Annotated in this window: 8 protein-coding genes; 5 read left to right on the top strand and 3 right to left on the bottom strand. The window is 64.2% G+C overall.

What is annotated here, in order from left to right:
- The first annotated feature begins 98 nt into the window (after nucleotides 1-98).
- From OH491_RS08005 to OH491_RS07985, 5 genes are all read left to right on the top strand, one after another.
- Complete coding sequence (locus tag OH491_RS08005) at nucleotides 99-752, top strand: phosphatase PAP2 family protein (RefSeq protein WP_068772259.1); 654 nt, start codon at nucleotides 99-101, stop codon at nucleotides 750-752.
- Nucleotides 753-1006: 254 nt separating this feature from the next.
- Nucleotides 1007-1786, top strand: a complete 780-nt coding sequence (locus tag OH491_RS08000; protein ID WP_068772260.1) for a hypothetical protein — start codon at nucleotides 1007-1009, stop codon at nucleotides 1784-1786.
- 170 nt (nucleotides 1787-1956) lie between these two features.
- Nucleotides 1957-4482: a sodium-translocating pyrophosphatase gene (locus OH491_RS07995; RefSeq protein ID WP_334319599.1), complete on the top strand. Its 2526-nt coding sequence runs from the start codon at nucleotides 1957-1959 to the stop codon at nucleotides 4480-4482.
- 205 nt (nucleotides 4483-4687) lie between these two features.
- Entirely contained in the window at nucleotides 4688-5980 is a 1293-nt protein-coding gene (hflX, locus tag OH491_RS07990; protein WP_068772262.1) for a GTPase HflX, read from the top strand.
- Between the two features lie 281 nt (nucleotides 5981-6261).
- Nucleotides 6262-7356, top strand: a complete 1095-nt coding sequence (locus OH491_RS07985) for a methyl-accepting chemotaxis protein (protein WP_084442544.1) — start codon at nucleotides 6262-6264, stop codon at nucleotides 7354-7356.
- 317 nt (nucleotides 7357-7673) lie between these two features.
- On the opposite strand, the gene OH491_RS07980 is transcribed toward OH491_RS07985, so the two are convergent.
- The 3 genes from OH491_RS07980 to OH491_RS07970 all read right to left on the bottom strand — a co-directional run bounded on the left by OH491_RS07980 (nucleotide 7674) and on the right by OH491_RS07970 (nucleotide 12914).
- A complete protein-coding gene (locus tag OH491_RS07980) occupies nucleotides 7674-9215 on the bottom strand; it encodes a Gfo/Idh/MocA family protein (RefSeq protein ID WP_068772388.1) in 1542 nt (513 codons plus the stop codon).
- A gap of 241 nt (nucleotides 9216-9456) precedes the next feature.
- Nucleotides 9457-11394, bottom strand: coding sequence for a HEAT repeat domain-containing protein (locus tag OH491_RS07975; protein ID WP_068772264.1), 1938 nt, complete (start codon nucleotides 11392-11394; stop codon nucleotides 9457-9459).
- A 140-nt stretch (nucleotides 11395-11534) separates the two neighbouring features.
- Nucleotides 11535-12914 (bottom strand): Gfo/Idh/MocA family protein, encoded by a 1380-nt coding sequence (locus OH491_RS07970; protein WP_068772265.1) that lies wholly within the window; start codon nucleotides 12912-12914, stop codon nucleotides 11535-11537.
- Nucleotides 12915-12974 lie beyond the last annotated feature (60 nt).

Below are 12974 nucleotides of genomic sequence, written 5' to 3'. Positions count from 1 at the left end.
ACCCCAGAACCGGTGGATGGAATACAGGTCTAAGTGCATGCGTCGAAACAAAATCGACAATCCGCCTTGGATCTGTTTTTCCCCTTTCGTTTCAGCACATGCAAAACCGTCCGCGCACAATCGTCGAAACCCTTCGCAGCCATTGGCGTGACAAACTCGTCACGGCCCTCGGCACGGGGCTTGTCATGGGTATCGTGTTTCGCACGCTCCAGCGGCTGCCTTACGACGAGGTGACGATGCGCGACGATTGCGTGTCGTGGGACTGGCTGCCGTTCTCGCATCTGTGGTTCTGGCCCTATGTGTCGATGTTCGCGCTTGTCGGGCTCGCCTGGCTGTCGTTGCGCGGGCAGGCGGAAATCAAGCGCTTTTCCCTGGCCATGCTCGGTTCGGCGGCGGTGGCGTGGGTGTTTTTTATCGGCTGGCCCACGCAATGCTCGCGGCCCTATTTCGCCTCGCCGCACTGGCTTTACCGCCTGGTCACCACGGTGGATGCGCCGCTCAACTGTTTTCCCAGCCTGCATGCCTCGATGAGCCTGTTCGCGGCCATCGTGCTCACGCGCCCGGGCGCGATTTTTGCGTCGGCCGCCGGGCGGGCCGCCATCTGGACGTGGACCGTGCTCATCACGCTGTCCATCGTCGCGACACGCCAGCACACGGGCGTGGATGTATTGGCAGGATGGATACTCGGGGGCGCCGCCGCCGCATGGTTCGCCCTGCGCCGGCAGCAGGCGGGCAACGCGGTGGCGACCTGAGGGTCTGCTCTCAAGGTAGTGTCAGGCAATGGCTTGATGCCGGGCAGGCCCGGCCGAATCAGGCGGGCGGGCGGCGGCGTGCGCATGCGGGGAAGGAAGGCAAACGGCCATTGTTTGCATCAAGGAAACACCTGTCCGTTTTTTCGCAAAAGCCGCGTATGACTTGACAATAAATACGCAGCAGCGCTCGGCGTTTTTTGCCATCGTATGCGATACTGGGCACAAGTTTTTCACAAAGACATCTCTTCCCCATCATGAAAACGCACCTGTATCTGTCTCTATCCCCGGAGGCATTGATCGCCTCGCACCTCACGCCCGAGGAATTCGGTGCGTATCTCGCCACCGGCAGCCGTCGTCACTCCAGCGGACAGGCGATATTTTTCGAGTTGGACCCCGCGTGGCGCACCGATGCCATCCCGACCATGGCCGCCATCGAGGCGCGCATGCCGCATGCCGATGGCTCGCCCCGCAAATCGCGTTATATCTCCATTTACCGCGTGCTCGAGCATGTGCCGCTTGACGTCATCGGCGATCTGCATCTCACCACGCCGGATGGACACGTCCTCAGCATCGCATCCTCCGGGGAAGCGCCGTCCGCAGACAACAGCAGTTATCATCTCTATCAGGAATACTGCCCGGTCCATCCCCGTGCCGTCAGCATCCTCAAGCCCATTGATTTTTCCGCCCATATCACGGACACCGAACAGCCGGTCAATGTCCCCAAGATCGTTTTTGCAGAACTGACGCTTGGCAGTCTGGCCAACAATCTCGATGCGGCGGATATCGGCAATCTGCCGTATCCAAACATCGACCACCTTCGGGACTGCCTTCGCGAAGTTCAGGCCCGGCCAGACAAGCCCACCAAGATCCTCATCCGCAACGTGACCGACAACGTCCTCTACCGGACAATCAAGGATGGCTATTACCTGGGTGAAAAGGGCGTGCTCAAATATTATCCCATGCCGGCGCTCGCCGCCTTGGAGTCCATTCATCACGCATGGTGGAAATCGGCGCTCAATTCCTTCGGCAGCTAGCAGCCCGGCCGATCTCAAAATTGCGCAACCGCACCGGCGCCAAATGAGATGTGCCTGACGCGCAAAACAACCACCTCCGCCCGCTCCCTTTTCCCTCAGTCCTCCCCATGTTTATAAAACTAATCCGTTGGACGCGCAAACGTCGCGCATCCACTCCTTATTTGGCTGCGATGGCGGCCCTATTCCTGGTGGCGTTTTTCACGCTGCCAGCCTTTGCGCAAAGCGGGGAGGGCGGTGCAGCCACAGCGGATGCTCACGGTCACGCCACATTCAAGTTTTTCAGTCTTTTCAGCGACCCGAAGTACACGCAGCTCGAAGTCATCGCGCTCCTTGCCGTGCTCGGCATTGCCGTTGCCGGACTGCTGTATGCGCTGCTGCTCGTGCGCCAGGTCAGGAACGCCGATCAGGGCACCCCACGCATGCAGGCGGTGGCCGCCGCTGTTCGCGAAGGCGCCGATGCCTATCTCTCCGCCCAGTTTCGCAAAATAGGATGGCTCATCGTGATTCTCACGGTCGTGCTCTTTTTTACGACGCAGAGCGACTTGCTGGCCTTCAAAATCGGGCGTGCCGGCGCTTTTTTGGTCGGTTCGCTCTTTAGCTGGTGCGTGGGTTTTGTCGGCATGCGGCTGGCGACAACCGGCAATCTTCGCGTCGCCGCGGCCGCGCGGCATTCCTACGGCGAGGCGATGCAACTCGGCTATCGCACCGGCACGATCACCGGCATGCTGACCGATGGCCTCGGATTGCTCGGCGGCACGCTCATTTTCATGGCCTATGGTGAGCAAGCCTACGAGGCGCTGCTCGGTTTCGGCTTCGGCGGCACGCTGCTTGCGCTGTTCATGCGCGTCGGCGGCGGCATCTACACCAAGGCCGCCGATGTGGGCGCCGACCTTGTGGGCAAAGTGGAAAAAAATGTTCCCGAGGATGACCCGCGCAATGCTGCCACCATCGCGGACAACGTCGGCGACAACGTCGGTGATTGCGCCGGCATGGCCTCCGATATTTTCGAGAGCTACGAGGTCACCATCGTCGCGGCGATGATCCTCGGTCTCGCCAGCTTTGGGCACAAAGGCGTCATTTTCCCGCTGCTCGTGCGCGGCATCGGCGTGCTGGGCTCGATCATCTCGACCTACACCGTCAAGGCGGGCCCCAACGACACCTCCGACACCGCGCTCAAGAGCGTGCATCGCGGCTTCTGGATTGGCTCGATCATTTCCGTGATCGGCTTTTTTGCCCTCGGTGCGGTGTACCTCAAATTTGACGCCGACTACCTCGCGCACAATCCCGTTTCCCTGGCCGGTTTTCCCGCCGGCGGCGCCTCCGCGCTCCCTGTCTGGGCCACCTTCGGCATGGAGAACACTGACATGCGCCCGGTCCTCACCTGCCTCATCGGCGTCATTCTCGCCATCGCGCTTAACAAGGTGACCAGCTACTTCACCCATACCTCGCACGCGCCCGTCAAAGGCCTGGCAAAAAGCTGCCAGACTGGCCACGCCACCAACATCATCCAAGGTTTCGCCGTGGGTTATGAAAGCACCGTCGCCTCGGCCGTTGTCATCGGGGGCGCGATCCTGCTCTCCCTGCTCTGTTACATCGGCACCCCGCCGCTTTTCGTCGCGTATGGCGTCGCCATGACCGGCATCGGCATGCTCACCCTGACCGGCAACACCATCTCGATGGATGTCTTCGGCCCGGTGGCCGACAACGCCAATGGCATCGGCGAGATGGGCTACGATGCCGAGGAGATGGAGAAAAAGGAAAAAGGCTCCTACCGGCGCGCCCGCCAGATTCTGGCCGACCTCGATGCCGTCGGCAACACCACCAAGGCCGAAACCAAGGGCATCGCGATCGGTTCCGCGGTCATCGCCGCCGTGTCCCTGTTCGCCTCATTCATCGCGGTCATCGCGGTCGGGAGCGAGGACAAGATCAACTTGATGACGACCGAGCAATACCTGGTGGAGGCGGGCAAACTCACGGTTGCGCACCCCATGGTGTTCATCGGGTTTCTGATCGGCGGCGCGGTGCCGTTCCTTTTCAGTTCGATGCTCATCCGTGCGGTCGGACGCGCCGCCTTCCTGATCGTGAAGGAATGCCGTGAGCAGTTTCTCGACAAGGAGATCTGGGCCGGCACGAAAAAACCCAATTATGGCCGGGTCGTCGATATTTGCACGGCCACCGCCCAAAAGGAACTCATCGGCCCGGGCTTTCTCGCCATCCTCACCCCCATCGCGGTCGGCTTCCTGCTCGGCACGCAGGCGCTCGGCGGCTTCCTCGCCGGCATGATCGTGGTCGGGCAACTCCTGGCCGTGTTCATGGCCAATGCCGGAGGCGCCTGGGACAACGCCAAGAAACTTATCGAGGACGGCCACTATGGCGGCAAAGGCTCCGAGGCGCACAAGGCCGCCATCACGGGTGACACCGTGGGCGATCCGCTCAAGGATACCGCCGGTCCCGCCATCAATCCTCTCATCAAGGTGATGAACATGGTCAGCCTGATCGCACTCGGCCTGGTCATCAAATACAACGTGGTCGCTCCCTCGGGAGGAGGCGCGGGCCGGATCATCGGCATCATCGTATCGATTGTGTGCATCGCGATCATTGGCTGGGCGGTCTGGCAAAGCAAACGGGAGTCCAAGGAGATGCAGGAAATAGAGCGTCAGCTCGAGGCGAACGCCCGCAGCGGTGACGCATCCTGACCGGATGGCATGACCCTCCAAACCTTGGAGTGGTCCATTACGAGCGCCGCGGGTAAAAACGCGGCGCTTTTGCATGTCCCCCGGCACGCTTGGGAAGCGGGGTAGAAACGGGATTTGCTGCGTGCGGCGCTTTCGGCGCCGGCCGTGCCGCCGTCACTTAGCACTTCCCTTTTTCTGGCTTCGCGCTTCACCTTTCCTTTGCTGCATGGCCGATTTTTTAACCGAAACACCCTCCACCGACGATACGAAACGCTGCGAGCGCGCCTTTCTCGTCGGCATACAGACCCCGCAAATGATCCCCGGCGAGGGGGCCGAACTTCTGGACGAACTCCACGAACTCGTGGAAAACCTCGGCATCGCCATCGTCGGGCGCGAACTGGTCAACCTCCGTTCCGCCACGCCCGCCACGCTGCTCGGCAAGGGCAAGACCGGCGAGATCATCGCCGCCGCGCGCGCCATCGACTCCGACCTCATCGTCATCGACGAAACCCTCACCCCCGCGCAGCAGCGCAACTGGGAGGAGGAATCGAACATTGCCGTCATCGACCGCGAGGAGGTCATCCTCGACATTTTCGCCGACCGCGCCCGCACCCGCGAGGCCGTGCTCCAAGTCGCGCTCGCCCGCATGGAATACTCGCTGCCGCGCCTCACCCGCGCGTGGACGCACCTCTCGCGCCAGCGCGGCGCCGGCAAGCTCGGCGGCGAGGGCGAGACGCAGCTCGAGCAGGACCGCCGCATCGTCCGCGACCGCATCACGCACCTGCGCCACGAACTCGCCGAGGTCGTCCGCCAGCGCGGCGTGCAGCGCAATCGCCGCATGCGGGTGCCCGTGCCCACCGCGTCCATCGTCGGCTACACCAACGCCGGCAAGTCCACGCTCCTCAACCACCTCACCGGCTCCGGCGTCCTCGCCGAAAACAAACTTTTCGCCACGCTCGACCCCACCACGCGCCAGCTTCTGCTGCCCAATCACCAGAAAATTCTGCTCACCGACACCGTCGGTTTCATCCGGCGCCTCCCGCACCGCCTCGTCGAGTCCTTCAAGGCCACGCTGGAGGAGGTCATTGTCGCCGATTTTCTCATTCACCTCGTCGATCTCTCGAATCCGAATTTCGAGAAACACCACGCCACCACGCTCTCCGTCCTCGACGAACTCGGCGCCGCCGGGAAGACTATCATCACCGCGTTCAACAAGACCGATCTCGCGCCCGAGGACGTCCGCACCCGCGCCCGCCATCTGGCGTCCGACGCGTGTTTCATCAGCGCGCGCACCGGCGATGGCGTTCCCGCGCTCCTCGCGCGCTGCTCCGAACTCATCGCGGACAAGTTCGGGTCGGTCGAGCTGCTCATCCCGCACGCGCGTTACGACGTGGTCGCCAAACTTCACGCGCTCGGCCACGTGCAGCAGGAGGAACAGCTCGACGAAGGCGTCCGCATTCACGGGCGTTTTCCGCCCTCGCAGCACGTCCTCTACGCGCCGTTTGTGGTCGGGAAATAAAAAAACGGGGCAAATCACGAGGCATGGGACCCAAGGGCAGGAACAGTCCGAACGGCCAAACTTGTATACCATTTCCCAGTAATTTATAGACTTATCAAGGTAGGGCGAGGCGTCCCGCCGAGCCGTTGGCGGCTTGCGGCTCGGCGGGACGCCTCGCCCTACCTGAATGTTAAATTTTGTCGGAGATGGTATAATAAAAACAAATAAATATTATTTTTTCGGCTTATTTCATGAGGGCAATTTTGTGACGACCGCCTAGACGGCACTTCGAGTGCTTTTTCATGATCACCACCCCAGCTATGACCAGCGAACCACATGGCGTCGCCGCAACGCCCGAGCGCATCAGCGAGCTCTCGGGTTTGCTCCAGAGCCGCATCAAGGCGACCGTCACAGAGATAGAGCGGATCAACCTCAATACGCGCCTCCTCGCCTTCAATGCCCAGATCGAGGCCGCCAGGGCGGGAGTGGCCGGGATTTCCTTCAACGTCGTCAGCGGCGAAATGGTCAAGCTCGCGGAAAGCATCCAGCAGGCGACCTCCACGATTGCCAAGGAATCGGAGTCACTGGCGGGGGAACTCGCGGCGATCAGCCGGGAGCTTGCCACCTCCGTGCGGGGCACCCGCCTGGCCGATCTTGCCTATACCAACATCGAGCTGATCGACCGCAACTTGTATGAGCGTTCGTGCGACTGCCGCTGGTGGGCGACGGATGGCGCGGTGGTTTCGGTCCTCGAGGGCGGCCACGGGGATGCGTCCGTCGTGGCTTCCTCCGAAGAGCGGCTCGCGGTGATCCTCAAGGCCTATACCGTGTATTTCGACATTGTCGTCGCCGACACCAAGGGACGCATCGTGGCCAACGGGCATCCGGGCCTCTACAAGGTAAAGGGTCTCGATTGTTCCTCCGAGCCATGGTTTGTGACCGCGATGGGCAAGGCCTCGGGCGATGATTTCGGTTTTCAGTCGGTTCATGCCTCGGCCTTGGCCGCCCAGCAGCGCGCGCTCATCTACTCCTGCAAAGTGGGCAGAGGCGGACGCGCCGACCGCGAGACGATTGGCGTCTTGGGCGTGGTGTTTCGTTGGGATGCGCTCGCCCAGACCATCGTCAACGCCACGCCCATCGACCCCGAGTCGAGGGCAAAGACCCTGATCGCAATCGTGGATGACGAGCGGCGGATTCTGGCGGCGACGGACGAGGCCCTGCTCGGCAAGAGCTTCGAGACGGCCGACGCCGAGGAGATCTTCTCCCGGGAAAAGACCAGCATGGTCGGCACGGTTTTCGGCCGCCCCGCCCTGATCGCGCATGCGCTTTCGCCCGGCTATGAGACCTACCGCACCGGCTGGCACTCATTGATCGTGGAATACCGGAACGCCTCGTGACCGGCCGCGGTCGGCCGCCATCAAGGGCGAATCATGCCGCTTGCATGCACGCAATTTTGCCGGACTTTGCGCAGGCGATTCCGGGCCTCATGCCATTTCCTAACCATCTTTAGACATTAGCGGCCCCTGTTTTTTGGAGCAGGGAGGACCTCTGTGCCGTCCGCTTCGTGACAGAAGGACGGCACAGAGGCAAAATGAGACTTTGGGTGGAGGGCCGAGCTCCCGCGAGGCCGTCGCGGTCACAGGCAACGTTTCCCTGCGACGGCCTCGCGGGAGCTCGGCCCTCCGTAAGGATTATATCTCGTTCGGAAATGGTATCAGGCTGGGGTTTTTGACCCGGACCGTTTGCGGTCGAGGACATTGCCGGCGAGCCGGCGCGGCATCTTCACCGGCCCCGTGTGCGAGGGCATCGGCGGGTAGTCGGGGCGGTTGAAGCCCTTCACCATGTCGGCGATCCGGACGGTTTCCCCGGTCTTGAAGCTGATGTTGGCCGCCGCGCCGATGAGGATGGAGGCCGCGCCGCCGCGTTCGTCGGAATCGCGCTGGTATTTGTCGGCGGAGGGATTCGGCAGGAAAATGTCGTCGAGCATGACGACATCACCGCCGCCGTGGCTGCCGGTGCCGGTCCACGGCGTGTGGTCGCGCGCCTCGCCGCGGAGCGGGATGACGCGGATTTTCGTGCCGCCGGCCTTGATCGCGCCCTGCGCGGCGTCGCCGTCGGCCCCGTTCACGTAGATTTGCTCGACGATGGAATGCTCGAGCCGGCCCTGCGTGCCGTTGAAGGCGATCTGGTAGCCCTCCCATGCGTTGAAGGCGTTGAGCGTGTAGTTGAGCGTGGGGCCGGTGTCGTATTTCACGACGACGTTCATCGTGTCCTCGATGTCGATGTCGGGCCGGAACACACAGCGGTCGCGCATGTAGCCGTCGTGGCTTTCGTTGTCGAGATAGAGGGCGCGCAGGCCGGGGGTGCCGGCCAGGTCGATGTGGAACCCGCATTGTTTCCCCTCGGGGCAGGTCATGCAGCGCTCGTGCGGACCACTCAGCCCCATGCGCCGGATCATTTCGGGCGTGTAGAATTCGCGCTTGCCGACGGCGGTGACCGAGACGGGCGAGGCGCTGAGCCACCAGTTGACGAGGTCGAAATGGTGCGTGGCCTTGTGCAGCATGAGGCCGCCGGAGTTTTTCTTGTTGCTGTGCCAGCGGCGGAAATAGTCGGTGCCGTGGCGGGTGTTGAGCAGCCATTGGAAATCGACGGAGAGGATCTCGCCGATCTCGCCGGACATGAGGATGTCCTTCACCTGGGTGCGCGGCGGGGAGTAGCGGTAGTTGAAGGTGACGCGGACTTTTTTGCCGGTGCGTTTTTGCGTGTCGAGGATGCGCTGGCATTTCTCGGCGGTGATGGTCATCGGCTTTTCCGTGATGGTGTCGCAGCCCAGCTCCATGGCGCGGACGAGGTAGCGGTCGTGCGCGGCGTCCACCGTGGTGACGATGACGATGTCGGGTTTGGCCTCCCGGATCATGGTTTCGAATTCCGGGATGATGCGGTCGAAGTCCGGCGTCCGTGGGTTGGGCGCGGAGGGATAATAGGCCTTGATCGCGACGCCGGCGTCCGCGGCGAGTTTTTGCGCGTTCTTGGCGCGGCCTTCGTTCATGTCGCACACGCCGACGAGTTCGGCGACCTGGCGGTAGTTTCCGAGGATGGCGTTGAAATACATGCGGTGCCGGCTGCCGCAGCCGACGATGGCATAGCGTCGGCGGCGTCCGGCGGCAACGGCGGGCGCGTCGGCGGAAGCGGAGGCCGCGCGCAAACCCGCGCCGCCGACGGCCAGGCCGAACGCGGCGGTGGAGGCCGTTTTCACGAAAGTGCGCCGGTCGATGCCGGCAACACCGCAGGGAGGAGTATCGAGTGGATTTTGGGACGGGGAGTGCATGGGTGGGAGGGGGAGGAATTAATAATTAAGAATTAGAAATTAAGAATTGGGAGGTGCCGCTCCACTCCTTCATCCAAGCTGGCGCAGCAGCGCCCCAATTCTTAATTTCTAATTCTTAATTATTAATTCCTCCCCCTCCCTCAACCCGTCTGTCAATCGGACAGACAGATTACTTGTCGGCAGGTATGATTTCCTTGAGGAATGAAGCCGCCGCCGGGGCGCGGATTTTTTTCACGGCGGCGATGATGGACTGCCGTTCCTCGTCGCGGGAGGCGAGGGACCAGGCGGCGCGGTATTCGCCGACCTTGGCTGCGGCGGGGATGTCCAGCCTCTCCAGGGTGGCGATGGCTCCGATGAGGGAGAGGGTTCGCTCGTCGGCGGCGAGGCCGTTCCGCGCGGTGGCAAGCAGGAGCTTGCAGGCATCCGGCGTCTGGGCCGCGGAGAGCGCGCGGATGGTTTCCTTGCGGACGGCGGTGTCGGGCGCGGCAAGCAGGGATTGCAGGGTGTCGGAAGCGCCGGGCGCGTTCACGAGGGTGAGCGCGCCGATGAGGGCGGCCCGCTCGCGCGCGCCGGAGCGGGCGAGTTGGGCGGAAAGGAGCCGCGCCGCGGATGCGGCGTCGGGTTCGAGCGCGACGGAATCGAAGAGCGCCCGCGTCCACTCGCGATGGTCGGCGCCGGCCTTGATGTTGGCGGCGAGCGAAAGCACGGCGGACAAATCGCCGGGGCGGACAAGCCGGGCCACGGTGGCGAAGGCGGCGGCGCGGAGCGGCGCGTCGGAATCGGACGTCCACGCGGCGGATTGCGCGAAGACGGCGCGTTCCTGGCGCGCGGCCAGCACGTCAAGCAGGCGGATGCGGAGCGTGTTGTCGCCGGTGGCGGTGGTGGTGAGTTGGTTGAGCAGGAAGGCGCTGGCGGTTTCCGAGGGGAAGCGTTGGAGCGCGGTCTGCGCGGCGGCGGCGAGGGCGTTTTCGCTGTCGCCGAGCGCGCGGACGAGCGCGGCGAGTTGTGAGCCGGCCCCGCAGGCCCCGGCGGCGTGGATGGCGGCTTCGCGAAGCGCGGGCGAGTCGGCAGCGAGGGCGGTTTCGATGATGGGGAGCGCGGTGGCGTTGCGGCTGGAGGCGACGGCGTTGAGCGCGGCGAGTTGGGTGTCGGGCGGGAGCGAGGGGAACTGGTCGCGCAGGATTTCCACGGCCGCCGGGTCGGAGGACGCGGCGAGGCCGCGCGCGACGGCGGCGCGCAGGCGCGGCTCGGGGGCGGCGAGAAGCGGACGGAGGTCGGCGGCGTCGGGATTGTAACCCATTAGGTTACAACCCGGGGCGGCGGGGGCGGGCGTGAAGAGGGTGTTGACGATTTCGACTTTTATTTCGGCGGTGGCACCGTGCAGGTCGGCGAGGAGAATTTTTTTCGCGTATTCTTGCGCGGCGTTTTTTTCCGCCGGCGGCGCGTGGCGCACGGTGTTAGCCGCGGCGGCGGCGAGGGCGCGGACGCGGGGCAAATCTTCCGGGCCGAAGGGACGGCTATCGCGGAGGGGTTGCAGCGCGCGAACGGCCGCGGTGGTGCCGATTTGCGCAAGCGCGTCCAGCGCGGCGGCGCGGACGTCGGCGGCGACTTGGGAGCCGGGAGCGAGGAGCCGTGCCAGCGAGGGTATCGCGCTTTCCGCGCGGCGCTGGCCGAGGGCGTTGGCGGCGGCGATGCGAACGGTGTTGGAATCGTGGTCGAGCAGACCGACGAGCGCTTTTTCGGCTTCCTCGCCGGGAATCGCGGCGAGCGAGCGGGCGGCGTTGAAAGTGTAGTCAGGATTGGCGGCGAGGCGGGCGAGCGCGGGGGCGCATTTCCCGGTGCCGGCCACGCCGAGCCAGTCGATGAAGACGCGTTTCGCGGCGGTGGTGGCGCCGGGGGCGTCAAGCAGCGCGAGCAGCTCGTCCCCGACGGCGGCGCGCTCGGCGGGCGTGGCGGCGTGGAGCCGGTTTTCATAATCAATCAGCGGCGCGAGCGGCTGGCCGTAATCATAGGCGGCGAGCGGCGCGAGGGCGGGCGCGGATGCATGGAGCCGGGAGGTGGCAAATAAAAGGGCGGCGGCGAGTAGGTAATGCGGGATGGCACGCATGGCGGGTGTTTTTATGCTTTCTCTTTCCTCTTTATTCTTTCTCTTTCCTCTTTCTCCCCGTTTCGGTCCTGACGAAAGAGAAAGATAAAGAATAAAGAGGAAAGAAGGGCAGTTTTGTCATTTTATATGTATTTTGGGGTTCACGCGGGGAGCGTCCATGGCGCGCGCATGACGCGCTGGAAGTAACGGACAGCGTCGGGCGCGTCGACAAGCTGCTCGGCGACGGGATCGAAGCGCAGTTCGCGGCGGCCGGCTCGGAAGGCGATGTTGGCGAGGTGCGCGGCGGCGGTCACGCAGTGGGCGTCGGACATCGGGGCGCGCGGGGTCGCCCCCTTGAGCGCGCAGGCGATGAAGTCGTCCATGTGGCCGCGCGCGCCGTCCAGCCGGAAGAGCGCGCGGTGCGAGGGGATTTGCACGCGGCGGAGGCGCGGGTCGGTGTACTCGAGGGCGGAGCGGTTGACGAACACGGAGCCCTCGGTGCCGTCGACATGCACGCCTTCGCGCAGGGCGGAGGAGACCTCGATGACGGCGTCGTTGTCGTAGTGCGCCTCGAATGCGTAGTCGGAGGCGGTGTTGTAGAGCGGGGTGTCGTCGAGGAAGCGGGCGGTGGCGTTGCGGATGGCGACGGGCATGCGGTCGTTGACGCGGAGGACGAGGGCGGCGGAGTCGTAGTGGTGGCCGACCCAGTCGGTGATGCGGCCGCCGCCAAAGGCGTAGTTCCAGCGCCAGTGGTAGTGGACGCGGGCCTTGCAATAGGGCAGCGGCTCGGCGGGGCCGAGCCAGGTCTCGTAGTCGAGCCCAGGCGGGACAGGCTCGGGGGCACCGGAGCGTGGCGGGGGCTCGTCGGAGTAGCCGCCGAGGCTGGCGGCGAGGCCGGCGCCGCCGGCGGGGCGGACGTTCATGTAGCGGGGCAAGCCGACGCGGACGCGGGTGATGCCGCCGAGGTAGCCGCCGCGGGCGAGATCGATGACGCGCAGGTAATTCACCATGGATCGCTGCTGGCTGCCGATCTGGCAGACGACGCCGGAGGCGCGCACGGCATCGAGCATGGCGCGGGTCTCGGGGATGGAGGCGCCGGAGGGCTTTTCACAATAAATGTGTTTTCCGGCGCGGGCGGCATGAATGACGTGGAGCGCATGCCAGTGCTCGGGCGAGGCGATGAGCACGGCGTCGATGTCGGGGCGGGCGAGGAGCTCGCGCATGTCGCCGTATTCGTCGCAGCCGCGGTACGTGCCGGAGTCGGTCTCGCTGGCGTAGGTTTCCTCGACAAACTGGCGGGTTTGCGCGCGGTGTTGTTTGTCCACGTCGCAGACGGCGACGATGCGGGCGGCGGCGTTGGCCATCGCGCTGGTCATGATGACGCGGCCTTGGAGTCCGGCGCCGATGATGCCGAGGTTGAGGCGATTGGCGGGGGAGACGCCGCCGCCGAGGCCGAGCGTTTGCGCGCGCACGATGGAGGGAAATGTGACCGCGGCGGCGGAGGTGGTCGCGAGGGTTTTAAGGAAGTGACGTCGGATCATTGCGAATTGTGAAGAAAGGGGGCGGCGGCGGTGATGCGAGACGGCGGCGAGATCGGAAAG

It is taken from the genome of Termitidicoccus mucosus (assembly GCF_038725785.1).
GTDB classification, from domain to species: domain Bacteria; phylum Verrucomicrobiota; class Verrucomicrobiia; order Opitutales; family Opitutaceae; genus Termitidicoccus; species Termitidicoccus mucosus.
The sequence above is the reverse complement of the archived record's forward strand: the minus strand, read 5'-3'. Positions and strand labels throughout refer to the sequence as shown.

Excerpts from the sequence above, each read along its gene's own strand:
- OH491_RS07975 (WP_068772264.1), bottom strand. The coding sequence starts at position 11,394 with ATGCGTGCCATCCCGCATTACCTACTCGCCGCCGCCCTTTTATTTGCC.
- OH491_RS07985 (WP_084442544.1), top strand. The coding sequence starts at position 6,262 with ATGATCACCACCCCAGCTATGACCAGCGAACCACATGGCGTCGCCGCA.
- hflX (WP_068772262.1), top strand. The coding sequence starts at position 4,688 with ATGGCCGATTTTTTAACCGAAACACCCTCCACCGACGATACGAAACGC.
- OH491_RS08005 (WP_068772259.1), top strand. The coding sequence starts at position 99 with ATGCAAAACCGTCCGCGCACAATCGTCGAAACCCTTCGCAGCCATTGG.
- OH491_RS08000 (WP_068772260.1), top strand. The coding sequence starts at position 1,007 with ATGAAAACGCACCTGTATCTGTCTCTATCCCCGGAGGCATTGATCGCC.
- OH491_RS07995 (WP_334319599.1), top strand. The coding sequence starts at position 1,957 with ATGGCGGCCCTATTCCTGGTGGCGTTTTTCACGCTGCCAGCCTTTGCG.
- OH491_RS07970 (WP_068772265.1), bottom strand. The coding sequence starts at position 12,914 with ATGATCCGACGTCACTTCCTTAAAACCCTCGCGACCACCTCCGCCGCC.